The organism is Nonomuraea sp. 10N515B (assembly GCF_052245915.1).
GTDB lineage: Bacteria > Actinomycetota > Actinomycetes > Streptosporangiales > Streptosporangiaceae > Nonomuraea.
The window spans coordinates 293,102-308,649 of sequence record NZ_JBQQBQ010000004.1 but is presented as its reverse complement, the minus strand read 5'-3'; the positions used below and the strand labels follow the sequence as shown (position 1 = coordinate 308,649).

The following is a 15,548-nucleotide window of genomic DNA, read 5'->3' as shown; positions in this document are numbered from 1 at the left end:
TATCTCCTCAGTAGTGCTGGTGCGACGGCGTGCGGACGCGCGCGGTCGTGTGCAGGTCGAGCCGGATGCGGCGGCCGGGCGGCAGCTCCACGAGCAGCCGCGGCCCGCCCACCGTCACCTCCCGCTCGGTCTCGGTGATCGGGGGAGAGGTGTAGGAACGCGGGTCGCCCGGGTAGTCGCCGTCGCCGGCCTGGGAGGCGACCACGCGGTCGATGCGGTGCTCGCCGAACGCACCCGCCTGCACCACGACCCGGCGGGTGCGGGTCAGGCCCAGGTTGGCCAGCTCGACGCGGACGCCGCCGGGCCGTACCGAGTCGACCAGCGCGGCCACGTCCGGTGGCAGGCCCGGGCGGTGGCGGTCGGCGTCGAAGTACGCCAGCCTGGCCGGCAGCACCCCGCCGTTGTAGAGCACCTGCGGGGTGCCGGTGACCAGCTGCAGCAACGCCTCGGTGAGCACCGGGTTGAGCCGCTGCCAGTGGTGCACGTGGATGGCGGCCGGGTCGGCGTCGTCGGCCTCGATGAGCGCCATCCGCCGCCGCACCTGGCCGAGCGCGGTGGTCAGCATCGCCTCGGGGAAGCCCGGGTTCGCGCCGCGCAGGAACTCCAGCCAGGGCGCCTCGTGGCCGGCCTCCTCCTTGTTGCGGAACGGCCGCACCGTGGCCCAGTCGTAGCCGGAGGCCGCCCGGAGCCGGTCGATCCTGGCGGCGTCCTCGCGCCCCATCGACATGTGCCAGAGCCAGACCGGCAGGCCCAGCTGCGGCGGCTGGAAGTCGAACCAGCCCTGGTCGTCGTGCCGGTTGGGCACCAGCATGGTCGGCTTGCCCGCCTCGTCGCCCAGCTCGGCCAGCCAGCGATCGCTGATGCTCATGTCCGTCTCGGTGACGCCGGCCTGGATCGCCCGGCCGTACACGGTCTCCAGAGGGTCGCGGCCGATCGCCAGCGCGTCGTCGTCGCCGGTCAGCAGGCGGGCGTTGACCGCGGCGATCGCGGCGGCGGCGCCCACGCTGTAGAGGCCGTGCGGCCACTGCCAGCCGTAGGTGCCGCCGTACCAGCGGCCGCCGTGCAGCTCGCCGACCACGCCCGACGGGCCCACGTTGTCGGGCAGGATCCCGTTGTTGGCCGTCGCTCGCCGCTGCCAGGCGCCGATGTAACGCAGCGCCCAGTCGCGGTAGCGGTCGTCGCCGTCGTACAGCCAGGCGTTGACGGCCAGGCTGGTCGCGGCCAGGTTGACGGCCACGTCGCCGCGGCCCAGGCGCTCGCTCATCGCCGCGCCCATGCGGGCGGCGTTGTGCGGGTCGCCCAGGTCCTCCCACTCGGTGATGCCCGGCAGGTCGCGTAGTGGCAGCCCGTACGGCCGCATGCTGACCAGGTCCGTGTGGTAGGACGCCCACTCCCACTGCAGGCCGTAACGGGGGCCGCCGGCGCCGTTGTGCGGGGCGCGGATGATGTCGTGCTCGGCGTCGTAGTTGGCCGAGCCCGGCAGGTACAGGTCGGCGAAGCGGTACGCGCGATCGCGGAAACGCTCGTCGCGCGGGTCGGCGGCGCAGATGCCGTAGAGCAGCAGCAGCGACTCGCCCTGATGGAACCAGTCGTAGCCGCGCTCGAACTCGTCCACCAGATAGCCCAGCTCGGTGAGCTGCGCGGTGACCCCCTCCCAGTGGTGCTTGGCCGCCTCGAGCAGGTCGTCGGCGCCGCCCAGCTGGTAGAGCACCGGCCAGTTGAAGAACGCCTCGTAGAAGTCGTCGGCGCCGTCCCGGTCGGCGGCGGGACCGTGGTAGATGAGCCGCCCGTCGGGCCCGCAGTAGCGGGCCGCGAAGGCCCGCCAGGCCTCGTCGAGCGTGTCGAACAGCCTGCGCTCGAGCACCGCCCAGGCCGGCGGCTCGCCGAGCGGGACGGTCGCCTGGATTTCCCGCATCGTCAACCTTTCGTCGCACCGGTGGTGAGGCCGCTGATGATGTGCCGCTGCATGAAGACGAAGAAGACCAGCAGCGGGGCGATGGCGAGCAGCAGCGTCGGGAAGACCACCGTGTAGTCGGTGGAGTACTGGCTGACCGCCGCGTACACGCCGGTGGTCACCGTGTAGAGGCCGCTGCCCGGGCCCAGGATGATCTGCGGGTTCACGAAGTCGTTCCACACCGAGAAGGTGTTGAGGATGACCATCGTGGCCACCGCGGGCCGCATCAGCGGGAAGACGATCCGCCAGAACGTCCGCAGCCTGCCCGCCCCGTCCACGGCCGCCGCCTGGTCGAGCACGGCCGGGATGGTGGCGATGTAGCCGGCGTACAGGAAGATCGAGAAAGGTAGCGTTAACACGGTCTCGAACAGAACGAACCCCCTGATGGTGCCCATCAGGCCGAGGGTCTTGAGCACGTACACGACCGGGATGACCAGCACCTGACCCGGGATGAACGTCCCGGCCAGGAAGAACAACATCAGCACGCGGAACCTGCGCTTGGGGCTGCGCGCGATCACGTACGCGGCGGGCGCGGCCAGCAGCACCGACAGCACGTTGACCGCCACCACGAACAGCAGCGTGACCGCGTACCCCTTGACCACGTTGAACTGCGGGTTCGTCAGCGCCCTGCCCAGCGGTTCGAGCGTGAGCCCGCCGAGGCCGAACGGGTCGCCCAGGATGTGCTGCTGGCCCTTGAAGGCGTTGACCGTCAGCACGTAGAGCGGCACGAGCATGAACGCGACGGTCGCCCAGAGGAAGGCCTTTCTCATTGGTGCACCGCCAGCTCGCCGCGCCTGCGCAGCCTCGTCACCACGAACGCCAGCGCCGCGGTCACCAGCATGAGGATCACCGACTGCGCCGAGCCGAACCCGAGCCGGGCGTCGTGGAAGGAGTTCCACAGGATGAGGTAGGCGACGGTCTGCGTCTGCCCGGCCGGGCCGCCCGCCGTCAGCGACACCACCAGGTCGTACGTCTTCAGCAGCGTCACCAGCGACAACACGATGTTGACCGTCACCGACGGGCCGAGCGCCGGCAGCGTCACGTGCTTGAACACCTGCCAGCGCGTCGCCCCGTCGATCCGCGCCGCCTCGATCAGCGAGTGCGGCACCGCCTGCAGCCCCGCCAGGTAGAGCACCACGTTGACGCCGAACCCGGCCCACACCAGCACCGCGATCATGGTGACCGTGGCCCACGCCGGGTCGGACAGGAACGGGATGACCTCCCCGCCCCAGGTCGTGATGAGGTTGTTGACCGCCCCGCCGGTCCCCAGGATGGCCGACCAGAGGAACCCGACGACCAGCGCGCTCAGCACGTGCGGGTAGAACAGCACGATGCGGAAGAACGTGTTGGCCCGCGAGGCGCCGTTCACCAGCAGCGCGAAGCCGAGTCCGAGGAGGTTCAGCCCCGCCGTGCCGGCCGCCGCGACCAGCAGCGTGACCAGGGCGGCGCGGCGCAGGTCGGGGTCGTCGAGCAGGTCGGCGTAGTTGGCGGCGCCGACGAAAGCGGGGTTGGCGCTGAAGCCGTCCCAGTCGGTCAGGCTCAAGTAGAGCGCGAGCCCGACCGGGACGATCAGCATCACCGTGTAGAGCACGGTGGCGGGACCCACCATGATCGCGGTGATGAGGCCGTCATGGCGCTTCTTCGGCTGCCCGGCGACGGCCCGGGTCACGATCGGGGGTGCTTCTCGGGTGAGGGTCATGAGCGGCCGGCCAGCCAGCGGTCCACGCCCTCGGCCGCCTCCTTGGGCGACTTGCCCACGTACAGGCCCTGGACCTCGGTGTTCCACGCGGCGTTGAAACCCTTGGGCAGGGTCGCGTCTCCGTAGCCCTCGCCCTGCGGGACCCCGGACGGCGCGCCGTCGAGGATCTCCTGCACCTGCTTCTCCAGCGGCGTGAACTCGCGCTCGACGCCGGTGCGGAAGTTGCCGTCCTGCTTGAGCTGGCTCTTGACCGCCGCCGGGTCGGTGACCAGCCACTGGACCAGCTTGAGCGCCGCGTCCTTGTTCGGGGTGGACTTCAGGATCATGTACGGGGCCGCGAGCGTGGCGCCCTGCGGGCCGGGGTAGGTCTGGCCCTTGTCGACCGGGGCGGCGAAGACGCCCACCTCGAAGTCCTTCTTCGCCTTGGCCTCGGCGGCGGTGAACCAGCTCCCCATGACGTACATGGCCGACTTGCCGGACAGGAACGCGGTCTCGGCGTCGGCGTACTTCATGCCGAGCGCGTTCTTGTCGACGTACCCCTTGTCGATCCAGGTGCGGTAGCGCTCCAGATAGGGCAGCAGCGTCTCGCCGGCCTTGAGCTTGCCGGCCTTGACGTCCTGCTGCCAGGCAGGATGCGTCTGCCCACGCGAGGGGTTGGAGAGCTGGAGCAGCTGCAGCCCGGTGAGGAAGTCGCCCCCGGTCTGCAGCGGCAGGAAACCGGCGTCCTTGAGCTGGCCCATGGCCGTGTCCAGCTCGTCGAACGTCGCCGGCGGCTTGGCGATCCCGGCCTTCTCGAAGGCCGTCTTGTTGTAGAAGACCAGCGACTGCGCCTGCACGCCGACGCCCACCGTGTAGATCTTGCCGCCGAGCTTGGCCTGCTCGGCGAGCGGCGTGTCCTTGGCCCACGGCTGATCGGTCAGCTCGAGCATCTGCTTGGCCAGCGTCTCGTCCGCCATCAGTGTCTCGACGACGTCCGGGGCGTTGCCCGCGGCGAGCTGCTGCGGCAGCGTGTCGGCCACGCCTTTGCCGGTCGGGGCCTCGATCTTGACGTCGATGCCCGGGTTGGCCTGCTCGAACGGCTTGACGAGGCCGTCCCAGTAGGCCTGGGTGAGGTTGGGGCTGATGTTGACCAGCATCCTGACCGTGACCTGGCCGCCCTCGCTCTGCTGTGCTTGGGAGTCGCCGGCGAATCCGCCTCCGCCGCATGCGGTGAGCAGGAAGAGACAGCCGATCGCGGGCAGGGCGAGTGATGGGCGGGGGGAACGCATCGCACCTCCAAGGGGGCGAGATCTGCGACGCCTTTTAATGGGTCGTTACTCGATTAGCGATTATTTAATACGTTGGTAACCTGGGTCGGTCAAGGGGTTTTACGCCGTGACAAATCCGTTTCCGGCCGGTGACTGAGTCATAAATACGTTAAGGTGGGCCTGTGGCAGGACTCGGACGCGAGGACGACAAGCGGCTGGTGCTGAGCGCGGAGGAGCTGTCCGCGCTGCGGGCGCGGGCGAAGGAGCCGGGCGGCGGGCTGGCGCTGCGCAGCCGCATCGTGCTGGCGTGCGCCGACGGGCTGCCGCCCAAGGAGATCGCGACGCGGCTGGCGGTGAGCCCGGCGACGGTCGCCAAGTGGCGGGCCAGGTTCGTGGAGCGGGGTCTGGACGGGCTGTCGGACGCGCCGCGGCCCGGGCGGCCGCGCAGCCCGGAGCGTGAGGAGGCCGAGCGGGTGATCGCGGCCGCGGCCGGCGGCGCCGCCGTGCCGTCCACCCGTACCATGGCCAGGCAGCTCGGGCTGTCGCAGTCCACGGTCGCGCGCATCTGGCAGGAGCAGCAGATCGCCCCGTCCGCCGACCGGCTGCTGCCGAGGGAGCTGCTGTCCGACCGGGTCTACGCGCTGCTGCGCGGCTGGATCGTGTCGGGGGAGCTGCTGCCGGGACAGCGGCTCGTGGAGGCCGAGATCGCGCGGCGGGTCGGCACCAGCCAGGCCCCTGCCCGGGAGGCCATCAAGCGGCTGGCGCACGAAGGGCTGGTCATCTCCTATCCCAACCGGGGGAGCTACGTCGCGGAGATCTCCGACGAGCAGGCTCGGGAGGTGCGCGAGATCCGGGTCCTGCTGGAGGAATACGCCGCTCGGGGCGCGGCCGTGCGCATCCGGAGCGAGACGTTGCGGCAGTTGTCGGCTGACGTCCTCGCCATGCGGAAGGCGGCGAAGGACGGTGACATCGGGGCGTTCAGGGACGCGGACCTGGCGTTCCATCGGCGGGTGTGCGCCGCGTGCGGCAACTCCTTCCTGCTGAGGGTGTGGCGGACGATCGAGTCGAATCTGTGGAGCCTGCACGTGGTGGGCAACCCGCTGTACGACGGGGACTGGACGGCGATGGCCGGGCACCACGACGACCTGGTCGCCGCGCTGGCGTCGGGTGACCCGGACGAGGCGGCCCGCCTGTTCGCCGCCCACGCCCGTGGCGAGGCCTCCCGCACCCGCCCCCGGGCCCACGCCGACACGGCGACCGCCGAGGCTGCCACCGCCCCGGCGTAGGAGGCTCCACGCCCATGGCGGGACCGGGAAGTGGGCCAGGGGCCGCACGCCCGGCTGCCGATCGGCCGGACCTGCGCCATGGCTAGCATGTGTCGTCATGACGCGGGCTTGGATTTTGCCGATGGTGCTCGTCGTGGGCGGTTCGGTCGTTGCGATCGGCCAGATCGCCGCGGGTTCACCGGGCGTCGCCGCCGTACTCCTGGTGGTGTTTCTCCTCCTCGCCGTACGGTATTCGCCATTGGTCTTCCCTAGGTCGATCGGTGCGGTGGAGGCGCAACGCCGCAGCGCTGAGGACGGCCGGCCGATCGTCTACTGGCGGGCGGGCTGTAAATACTGCCTGCGGCTGCGGACCCGGTTGGGTCGCGACGCCCGCCGGCTGCACTGGGTCGACATCTGGCGCGACCCGGCCGGTGCGGCAGCGGTGAGGGCGGCCACCGGTGGCGACGAGACGGTGCCGACCGTGGTGCTGGCGGGCCGGCCGTACGTCAACCCCGATCCCGCATGGGTGCGCGGACAGCTGGGTCAGGGGGACGGGACGAGGTCGTAGACGGCGTGGCGGCGGGTGTCGAGGACGAGCACGGTGGGCTCCGGGCGGCCGGCTTCGACCGGGCGGCCGTCCCGCGTCACCGTGACCGGCTTCGCAGTGCGGAGGGTCAGCCGCCGACCCAGGTCCGAGCGGATCCGGCCGCGCGTCAGTGCCCCGCCGGCCCACTCCAGGGACACCTCGAAGCCGCCCCGCGCCCGCAGCCCCCGCAGCGACCCGGAAGGCCAGGCGGCCGGCAGGGCGGGCAGCACATGCACCTGGCCGGCATGGCTCTGCAGCAACATCTCCGTGATCCCCGACGTGCCGCCGAAGTTGCCGTCGATCTGAAAAGGCGGGTGCAGGTCGAACATGTTCGGCGCGGTCCTGGCCGGCACCAGCAGGTTCCCCAGCCGCTTGTACGCCTCCGCCGCGTCCAGCAGCCGCGCCCAGAAGTTGATCTTCCAGGCCAGCGACCACCCGGCCCCCGCCTCCCCGCGCAGTTGCAAGGTCCGGCGGGCGGCCGCGGCCAGCTCCGGCGACAGGCGCGGGTCGATCTGGTGCCCGGGGAACAGGCCCCACAGGTGCGAGATGTGCCGGCTGCGCGACAGCGCCGCGTCACCGCGGTAGTCCTCCTGCCACTCCTGGATCTGCCCGAGGTGGCCGACCTGGTTCGGCACGAGCCGGGACCGCGCCTCCAGCGCCTTCTCCCGCGTCTCCGGCTCCCGCCCCAGGACCTCGGACGCGGAGGCGAAGGCCTCGAACAGGTCCCGCAGGATCTGCATGTCCATGGTCGGCCCGGCACAGATGCTGACGTTCTCGTCGCCGTCCTCGTGGTGCCCCACCTCGGGCGAGTGCGACGGGTTGGTCACCAGGTAGCCGGTCCTGGGGTCGGTCTGCAGCGTGTCGAGGAAGAACTCCACCGACCCCTTGATCAGCGGGAAGTGCTCGCGCAGCCGCCGCTCGTCCCCCGTGTAGAGGTAGTGCTCCCACAACGTCAGGCACAACCACGCGCCGCCGGTGGGCCACACGCCGTAGAAGGCGAAGTCCACGGGCGCCGTGCCGCGCCAGCCGTCGGTGTTGTGGTGCGCCACCCAGCCGCCCGCGCCGTACTGCGTCCGCGCGGTCTTGGCCCCCGTCTCCGACAGATCCTTGATCAGGTCGAACAGCGGGTCCATGCACTCGATGAGGTTGGCGGGCCCGGCCGGCCAGTAGTTCATCTCACAGTTGATGTTGATGGTGTACTTCGACTCCCACGCGGGCGTCAGCGAGTCGTTCCAGATGCCCTGCAGGTTCGCGGCATAGCCGGGGGAGCGGGAGCAAGAGATCAGCAGATAGCGGCCATATTGGAAGTACAGGGCGGCCAGCTGCGGGTCGGTGTCGAGCTGCCGGCGCGCGATGCGCTCGTCGGTCGGCAGCGCGACCGCCTCCGAGGTGCCCAGGTCGATCTCGACCCGGCCGAAGAGCCGCTGGTAGTCGTGGACGTGCTTACGCCGCAGCACCTCGTACGGCTGCCCGCTCGCCCGCTCGAGATGTCGCCCCGCGACCTCGGCCGGGTCGCCGCCGACGTCCTTGTAGCTGCGGTAGCTGGAGCCCATGGAGATCAGCAGCGTGACCTCGTCGGCGCCCTCGACGACCAGCGTGCCGCCGTCGGCGCGGACCCTGCCGCCCTTGGCCTGGGCCTTGGCCAGGGCGCGGAACCGCACCTCGCCCTTGAGCCCCTGGGTGTCGCCGCTGACCCCGTCGAGGGCGATAGTGTCCCGCCCGGCAGCGGCGACGCCGGAGGACTGCGGGCTGGAGAAGGCCGCCTGGAAGGTCACGGAGGCCGGCTTGTCGGCCGCGAGCCGGACGACGATGACCTGGTCGGGGTTGCTGGCGAAGACCTCGCGCGTGTGGCGCACGCCGTCGCGGACGTACGTCACACTGGTGACCGCCCGCGTCAGGTCCAGCTCGCGGCGGTACTCCGTGAACTCGGCCGAGCCGGGGAACGTCAACGTCAGGTCGCCGAGCACCTGGTACGGCGCCTGTTCGCTGGGCCTGCCGAGGAACGTCCGGTCGGCCAGGTTCTGCGCCGCCTGCCACTTGTCCTCCCAGACCAGCCGCCTGATCTCGGGGAGCGCGGCCAGCGCCTCGGGACTGTCGTAGGTGTGCGGCCCACCGGCCCAGATGCTGTCCTCATTGAGCTGGAACCGCTCGGTGGCCACGCCGCCGAACACCATCGCGCCGAGCCGCCCGCAGCCGACCGGCAGCGCCTCCAGCCAGGCGGCGGCGGGGCGCGTGTACCAGAGGGCAAGGGGGTTGCCGTCGGTGGTGGCGGCCCGTGCGGGGACGCCGCTCGTCAGCAGGGTTCCGGCGGCGGCGCCTAACCCGGTCGCCAGCACGCCGCGTCGTGTGTAGCCGTCGTTGATCATCGTTGCTCCTGTCTGCTAGGTTTCGGTCTGCCAACGATCTCCCGCCCGAGCTGGAGCTCGACTGACCTATGGATCGCATCGACGCACACCACCACGTCTGGGACCTCGCCGTCCGCCCGCACACCTGGCTGGACCCGGAGCCGATGGCGCCCGTCCGGCGCACGTTCACGCTCGACGACCTGGCCGGGCCCGCCGCCGCGGCCGGGGTGACCCGCACCGTGCTCGTGCAGGTGCTGTCCGATCTGGACGAGACCCGTGAGTTCCTGGCCCTCGCGGCCGCGTCCGACCTGGTCGCGGGCGTGGTCGGCTGGATCGATCTGACCGCGCCGGATGCCGCCGACACGCTGGCCGCCCTGCCCGGCGGGCTGGTGGGCGTGCGCCACGGCGTGCAGTCCGAGCCCGACCCGGAGTGGCTCAACCGGCCCGACGTGCGGCGCGGGCTCGCCGCGGTGGGGGCCGCCGGGCTGGCCTACGATCTGCTGACGCTGCCGCACCAGCTGCCTGCCGCCATCGACACGGTCAGGGCCATGCCGGGGCTGACGTTCGTGCTCGACCACCTGTCCAAGCCGCCGATCGCGGCCGGCGAGCTGGAGCCGTGGCGGAGCCGGATCAAGGAGCTCGCCGCGCACCCCAACGTCTTCTGCAAGTTGTCCGGCATGGTCACCGAGGCCGACTGGGCGGCGTGGCGGGTGTCCGACCTGCGGCCGTACGCGGAGGTCGTGCTGGAGGCGTTCGGGCCTGATCGGGTGATGTTCGGCTCCGACTGGCCGGTGTGCCTGCTCGCGGCCGAATACCAGCGGGTCGCGCAGGCCGCGGACGAGTTGTGCGCAGGGCTGTCGGGGGGTGAGCGCGCCGAGGTGTTCGCCGGCACCGCCCGGCGCGCGTACGGCCTGCATTAGGAGACGCGGAAGGTCGTGTGGTAGACCCGCGACTCCAGCGGTCCGAGCCAGATCATGCTGCCGTCGTGTCTGGCCGCCGCGTCGCCGGACACGTGGTGGGTGGACGGCTCCAGGCCGACCGCGTAGTTGCCGGAGCGCAGGTTCAGCCACTCGAAGAAGTACGGGAACTCCGCCGCCGGCCACTCCACGCTCACCTTCATGCCGAGCCGGTCGTTGACCACCGCCACCCGGTGCATCCCGTCGGCGCCGGGGACCAGCGCGTGCTCGTACACCTGCTCCACCAACCCGGGAGCGGGCCCGGGGAAGGTGATGTGGTCCGCCTTCTGCTCGGCCACGCTGTCGGTCTGCCAGAGGGTCTCGCGGATGTCGGCCTCGAACCTGGCGCCCTCGTCGAGGAGCGGCCAGCCGAGGTTGATGTGGTAGAGGAACATGTGCGGCGCCGGCTCGAACCCGGCGTTGGTGACCGTGTCCACCAGCCTGATCTCGTCACCGCCCAGGTCCGCCTCGATGCGCCGGACCAGGCGCAGGTTCTCGGCGAACACCGCGGCCTGGCGCACCTCGCCCTCGGCCCAGAGCACGCAGCGGTCGTCCTCCCACCGCTCGCCGTACCCGGTCAGCCGGGCCGGAATGTTGCCGACGCGGCCGTGCAATCCGTGCCGCACGCTCTGGCGGGGCGGGTAGCGGTAGTCGTCGGCGGGCACCTCGCCGCCGAACAGCGTGTGGTCGAGCCCGGCCGTGACGACGAGCCCGGAGAACGAGCGCAGCCACGACAAGCCGTCCTCGTCGGCGTTCTCGTGCAGCCCCGGATGGCGGAAGCCGGTGGGGGAGCGCCAGCCGAACGCCCGCCCGGCGTGCTCGGCGTGCCCGATGTCCATGCACCGGTCGACCAGCACGTCGAACGCCAGCCCAGAGCCGGTGCGGAACTCCAGGGTCCTGATGCCGCGTTCGAGCCCGTCGCCGAGCGTCACCAGCCGGACCCCGCCGGCCGCGCTCAGGTCTCCGGTCAGCTCGGCCAGCCGCCTGCGATCCGGCGTCATGCCATCACCCACCCTCCGTTGACTTCGATGGTCTGGCCCGTCACGAACGAGGCGTCCGGGCCGGTGAGGAACGACACCACGGCGGCCAGCTCCTCCGGGGTCCCGCGCCGCTGCAGCGACTGCCGTTCCAGGACGAACCGGTTGTACGCCTCCGGATCCGGATGGATCTCCTCGGCCGCCGTGGGGAACGCACCCGGCGAGACGCAGTTGACCCGGATCTCACGCGGGCCGAGCTCGCGGGCCAACGCCCTGGTCAGCGCGGCCGCCGCGCCTTTCGTGGCGACGTAGGCGGCCAGGTCGGACCAGCCGCCGTGCATGGTGATCGAGGCGATGTTGACGATCGCGCCGCCTCCGGTCATCTGCCGGGCGGCGTGCTGGGCGGCCAGCCAGTAGGCGCGCTGGTTGACCGCGTGCACGTCGTCGTACTCGGCCAGCGGCACCTCCAGGAAAGGCCTGCTGGGGTAGACGGCCGCGTTGTTGACGAGGATGCCGACCGGGCCGAGCCGCGCGGCCGTCTCGGCGAACGCCTCCTCGATGGCGGCCGGGTCGCGCAGATCCACCTTGAGGTTGAGCGCGGCTTCGAGTGCGCCGGCGTCGAGGTCGAGTGCCGCCACCTGGTGGCCGTCGGCCGTCAGGCGGCGGACGATCGCCTTGCCGAGCGCTCCCGCCGCGCCGGTGACGAGCGCCGTGGTCATGCGTGCCTCCATTCCTTACGCAGGTTCTCGAGCAGGTCGCGGGCCGGCACGCGGGCGAGCAGCCCGTCGCGGAGCAGCGCGGACGACCTGTCCTGCAGGGCGATGTAGCCGGGGAACCGCGGCCTGACCCAGGCGGCCTCCATCGTGGCGCCGGTGCCGCGGTAGAACGGCGCGGCGCCCTGGGCCTGCCAGACGGCCCGGGCGGCCGGCTGCCCGCCGGTGGCGGGAAAGAGCGTGGCCTGCACCGGCGCGGACGTCAGCCGGCGCAGATGCGCGCGGACGGCCGCGCCGATCGTGCCGGCGGACTGGCCGACCGCGGCGGACTGGCCGACCGTGCCGGCGGACTCGCCGGTCGTCTCGACGCGCTGCCGCGAGACCGCCAGCCCCGTGCCGCCGAGCACGCTCCCCGGCGCGCGCCCCGGCCAGGCGGGCGCGTCGGAGAACGCCAGCGGGTAGGTGACGTAGCCGTACACGAGCGGGCAGTAGTCGGGCCCGCCCGCCGCCATGGCGTTGAGCACCCCGATCGGGTTGCGGAGCGACACCTCGCGGTCGGCGAGCGCGAGCAGCTCGGCCATGAGTTCCAGCGCCGTGGTCCCGGCCGTCTCGTCGAGGAAGTCGCCGGAGCAGAGCGCGCAGTACATGAGGAACGCGTGCGGCCCGCCCAGGCACAGGGCGATCCGCCTGCCCCGGGCGAACTCCGCCACCTCAGGCCAGGTCGCCGGCGCCTTGACGCCGGGCCGGGCGACGGCGACCTGGGTGGCCGCGTCGAGCGGCAGCGCCCACTGGCGTCCCTCCAGGTGGTAGCTGTCCCAGGTGCGTCCGACCGTGCCCGCCTTGAGCCTGGCGAGCTCGTCCGCCTCGAACAGCTCCTCCATCGGCACCAGCGCGTCCACGGCCGCGCCCAGCCCCGGGTGGTCGATCACGAGCACGTCGTAGGTCTCGCAGAGCTTCGCGATCGGCTCCGACTCGAATCCTTCGAGCGGCTGCCGATCCCACACGATCGGCTCGGGCACGTGACCGTAGGGGTTGGCGCCCGCCAGGTCGAGCCGGGTCAGCTCGTCCAGCGGCGCGTACCCGCGCGGATGGTCCCAGGTCAGTCCGCGCACGCCAGCACGCCCTTCGCCACCAGCTCTGCCGTGCGCTCGGCCGGGTAGCCGAGCTCGTCGAGCAGCTCACGCGTGTGCTCGCCGACCAGCGGCGCGCCCCTGCGCACCGATGGCGGGCCGGCGCTCATGCGGTACGGGAAGCCGGGCGTCGTGACCGTGCCCTCGGTGCGGTGCTCGTAGGTGACGAACGAGCCGTTGTGCCGCACCTGTGGATCAGCCACCAGGTCCGCGTAGCCGTACACGGGCCCCGCCCACAGGTCATGGCGGGCGCAGATCTCCAGCCACTCGGCCGTGGTGCGGTCCGGCAGGCGGCGGGCCACGGCCGCGGTGATCTCGTCGCGGCCGGCGTGGCCGTCCATGCCGGCCACCTCGGGCAGGTCGAACGCGACCGCCAGCACGTCGAGCCTGGGCATGCCGAGCGCGAGGTAACCGTCCTTGGTGGCGAACACGCCGTACGGCGCGCGAATGTAGGTGTGGCCGTGCGGCTCGCGCCCGCGCCGCTGCGGCACCTTGCCGACCGTGAAGATCGACAGCTCCTGCATCTGCACGGCGATGGCCGCGTCCAGCATGTTGACGCTCACCCGCTGGCCCTCGCCGGTGCGCTCGCGGTGCAGCAGCGCGGCCAGCGCGCCCTCGAACGCGCTGTAGGCGGTGACGGCGTCGATCGCGTACGTCCCGGCCGGCGCCGGTGGGTCGCCGTCGCGGCCCGTGCTGAACATGGCCCCGCTCATGGCCTGCAACAGGATGTCCTGCCCCGGCCTCGACACGTAGGGACCGCTCTCCCCGTATCCCGACATGGAGACATAGATGATGGCGGGGTTGACCGCGCTGATCGTCTCGTAGTCCATGCCGAGCCGCTCGGCCACTCCGGGCCGGTAGTTCTGGAGGAAGACATCGCCCGTCGCGGCCAGCCGGTGCACGATCTCGCGGCCCTCCTCGGACTTCAGGTCGACGGCGAGGCTGCGCTTGTTGCGGTTGAGCGACAGGAACGAGGCGTTGACCCGGTTGCCCGTGGCGCCGCCCGCGGGGGCGTGCCGCTGCCACTCGCCGGTCACCGGCTCCACCTTGACCACGTCCGCGCCCAGATCCCCCAGCCGCATGGCGGCCAGCGGTCCCGCCATCGCGATGGACAGGTCGATGACGCGGTAGCCGTCGAGCGCGCCCATCAACGCCCCTCGAAGACGGGCTCGCGGCGGGCGGCGAACGCGGCCCGGCCCTCGGCGGCGTCGGCGGTGGCGAAGCAGACGGTCTGCAGGTCGCGCTCGTACTGGATGGCCTGGTCGAGCGGCATCGAGTAGGCGGCCTTCAGGTTGGCCTTGGCGGTCTGCGCGGCGATCGGGGGGCGTGCCGCGATCCTCCCGGCGAGCTCGACGGCGGCGGGCAGCAGCTCCTCCCGCGGGAACACGTCGGTGACCAGCCCCCACGCCAGGGCACGGGCGGCGTCAATGGGGTCGCCGGTCAGCAACATGGTGGCCGCGTTGCCCGGGCCGATCGAATGGGCCAGCAACGCGGACTGGCCGCTGCCGCCGATCCAGCCGAGCTTGATCTCGGGCGCGGCGAACGTCGCCGTGCCGGCGGCCAGCCGGATGTCGCAGGCCAGGGCCAGCTCCAGGCCGCCGCCGTAGGCGTAGCCGTTGACGGCCGCGACGATCGGCTTACGCAGGGCCCGGACCGCGTCGCCGTAGTCGCCGCGGTTGCGGAACTCCCACGGCGTCTCGTACGCGTCCAGCTCCCGGATGTCGCTGCCCACGCAGAACGAGCGCTCGCCCGCGCCCGTGAGCACGGCCACCCGCAGGGCCGGGTCGGCGTCGATCCGGTCCAGGCAGGCACGCAGCGCGGCGGCCATACCGGGCGTGATGGCGTTGAGTTTGGCGGGTCTGTTGAGGGTGACGACGGCCACCGGGCCGTCGACGTCGAGGAGGACGTCCAAATGAGGGCTCCTAGCAACAGAGGCGGATGTGCTGCTCGGCGTCGGCGCGGGCGACCTCGACCACCTCGCGCATGGCCTCCTCGGCCTTGCGGTGGTGACGGCGCCTGATCGCCACCGCCACCCGCTCGTGGCCGGGCAGCGTCTCCTTGTTGTGCGCCACCGAGCGGGTGTGCACCTGGCGCACGGACCGCAGGGCGATGCTGATCATGTCGTAGATGTAGAGCAGCAGGTCGTTGTCCGCCGCGGCGAACACCGCCTTGTGGAAGGCCAGGTCGGCTTCGATGAACGGCTCGGGATCGTCGGCAGTGGCGTAGAGGGCGGCCAGGGCCTCGTCGACGCGCCGCACCGCGCTCGCGTCGGCCCGCTCGGCCGCCACCCTGGCCGCGCCCGGCTCCAGCGCCACGCGGAGGTCGGCCAGCACCCGGATGTCCTCGGGGCGCGGCTCCGGCTCGAACCGCCAGCTCAGCACATCGGCGTCGAGCAGGTTCCAGGACTCGCGGGGGCGCACCCGGGTGCCCGCGCTCCTCCTGGTCTCCAGCAGGCCCTTGCCGGCCAGGACCTTGACGCCCTCCCGCACCGCCGATCGGCCCACGCCCAGCTCGCCGACGAGATGCTCTTCGACGGGGATGGCCGTGCCAGGGGGCAGAGAACCGCCGACGATGCGGGTGCCGAGGGCCTGGACCACCTGGACGTGCCGGGCGGCGTCCCGCTGAGGATCAGTTGCCACGTCCCGCACGTTAGCTCGGGAGCCGGATTTTTCCTAG

At 71.9% G+C, this 15,548-nt stretch carries 14 protein-coding genes; 3 read left to right on the top strand and 11 right to left on the bottom strand.

Annotated features, from left to right (window positions below; all coding sequences use genetic code 11):
• Positions 1-7: 7 nt before the first annotated feature.
• From ACTWQA_RS07930 to ACTWQA_RS07915, 4 genes are read right to left on the bottom strand one after another with little or no spacing between them, the layout of a single operon-like run.
• Positions 8-1,915 (bottom strand): hypothetical protein, encoded by a 1,908-nt coding sequence (locus tag ACTWQA_RS07930; protein ID WP_443158611.1) that lies wholly within the window; start codon positions 1,913-1,915, stop codon positions 8-10.
• 2 nt (positions 1,916-1,917) lie between these two features.
• A complete protein-coding gene (locus ACTWQA_RS07925; protein WP_443158610.1) occupies positions 1,918-2,724 on the bottom strand; it encodes a carbohydrate ABC transporter permease in 807 nt (268 codons plus the stop codon).
• Positions 2,721-3,653: a carbohydrate ABC transporter permease gene (locus ACTWQA_RS07920; protein WP_443158609.1), complete on the bottom strand. Its 933-nt coding sequence runs from the start codon at positions 3,651-3,653 to the stop codon at positions 2,721-2,723. Before ACTWQA_RS07920 ends, ACTWQA_RS07925 begins: the two co-directional genes overlap by 4 nt.
• Positions 3,650-4,921: an ABC transporter substrate-binding protein gene (locus ACTWQA_RS07915; RefSeq protein ID WP_443158608.1), complete on the bottom strand. Its 1,272-nt coding sequence runs from the start codon at positions 4,919-4,921 to the stop codon at positions 3,650-3,652. The genes ACTWQA_RS07920 and ACTWQA_RS07915 overlap by 4 nt, the downstream gene beginning before the upstream one ends.
• 161 nt (positions 4,922-5,082) lie before the next feature.
• Between ACTWQA_RS07915 and ACTWQA_RS07910 the strand changes: the two genes are divergently transcribed.
• Both ACTWQA_RS07910 and ACTWQA_RS07905 read left to right on the top strand, forming a co-directional pair.
• Positions 5,083-6,186: an FCD domain-containing protein gene (locus ACTWQA_RS07910; protein ID WP_443158607.1), complete on the top strand. Its 1,104-nt coding sequence runs from the start codon at positions 5,083-5,085 to the stop codon at positions 6,184-6,186.
• 97 nt (positions 6,187-6,283) lie between these two features.
• Positions 6,284-6,733: a glutaredoxin domain-containing protein gene (locus ACTWQA_RS07905; protein ID WP_443158606.1), complete on the top strand. Its 450-nt coding sequence runs from the start codon at positions 6,284-6,286 to the stop codon at positions 6,731-6,733.
• On the opposite strand, the gene ACTWQA_RS07900 is transcribed toward ACTWQA_RS07905, so the two are convergent.
• A complete protein-coding gene (locus ACTWQA_RS07900) occupies positions 6,709-9,117 on the bottom strand; it encodes a glycoside hydrolase family 95 protein (protein WP_443158605.1) in 2,409 nt (802 codons plus the stop codon). The two genes, ACTWQA_RS07905 and ACTWQA_RS07900, sit on opposite strands and share 25 nt — an antisense overlap.
• Before the next feature lie 68 nt (positions 9,118-9,185).
• Here ACTWQA_RS07900 and ACTWQA_RS07895 point away from each other — a divergent pair, with 68 nt between their 5' ends.
• Complete coding sequence (locus ACTWQA_RS07895; protein WP_443158604.1) at positions 9,186-10,016, top strand: amidohydrolase family protein; 831 nt, start codon at positions 9,186-9,188, stop codon at positions 10,014-10,016.
• Here ACTWQA_RS07895 and ACTWQA_RS07890 read toward each other — a convergent pair.
• Genes ACTWQA_RS07890 through ACTWQA_RS07865 form a run of 6 tightly spaced genes read right to left on the bottom strand, consistent with a single transcriptional unit; the run spans position 10,013 to position 15,511 of the window.
• Positions 10,013-11,053: an aldose 1-epimerase family protein gene (locus ACTWQA_RS07890; RefSeq protein WP_443158603.1), complete on the bottom strand. Its 1,041-nt coding sequence runs from the start codon at positions 11,051-11,053 to the stop codon at positions 10,013-10,015. The two genes, ACTWQA_RS07895 and ACTWQA_RS07890, sit on opposite strands and share 4 nt — an antisense overlap.
• Positions 11,050-11,748, bottom strand: coding sequence for an SDR family NAD(P)-dependent oxidoreductase (locus tag ACTWQA_RS07885; RefSeq protein ID WP_327584046.1), 699 nt, complete (start codon positions 11,746-11,748; stop codon positions 11,050-11,052). The genes ACTWQA_RS07890 and ACTWQA_RS07885 overlap by 4 nt, the downstream gene beginning before the upstream one ends.
• Positions 11,745-12,854: a hypothetical protein gene (locus ACTWQA_RS07880; RefSeq protein WP_443158602.1), complete on the bottom strand. Its 1,110-nt coding sequence runs from the start codon at positions 12,852-12,854 to the stop codon at positions 11,745-11,747. Before ACTWQA_RS07880 ends, ACTWQA_RS07885 begins: the two co-directional genes overlap by 4 nt.
• A complete protein-coding gene (locus tag ACTWQA_RS07875) occupies positions 12,842-14,020 on the bottom strand; it encodes a CaiB/BaiF CoA transferase family protein (RefSeq protein WP_443158601.1) in 1,179 nt (392 codons plus the stop codon). The genes ACTWQA_RS07880 and ACTWQA_RS07875 overlap by 13 nt, the downstream gene beginning before the upstream one ends.
• The gene (locus tag ACTWQA_RS07870; RefSeq protein WP_443158600.1) at positions 14,020-14,784 is read right to left on the bottom strand and encodes an enoyl-CoA hydratase/isomerase family protein; all 765 of its coding nucleotides are present in this window, start codon (positions 14,782-14,784) and stop codon (positions 14,020-14,022) included. Before ACTWQA_RS07870 ends, ACTWQA_RS07875 begins: the two co-directional genes overlap by 1 nt.
• Positions 14,785-14,794: 10 nt before the next feature.
• Complete coding sequence (locus ACTWQA_RS07865; protein WP_443158599.1) at positions 14,795-15,511, bottom strand: FadR/GntR family transcriptional regulator; 717 nt, start codon at positions 15,509-15,511, stop codon at positions 14,795-14,797.
• Positions 15,512-15,548 lie beyond the last annotated feature (37 nt).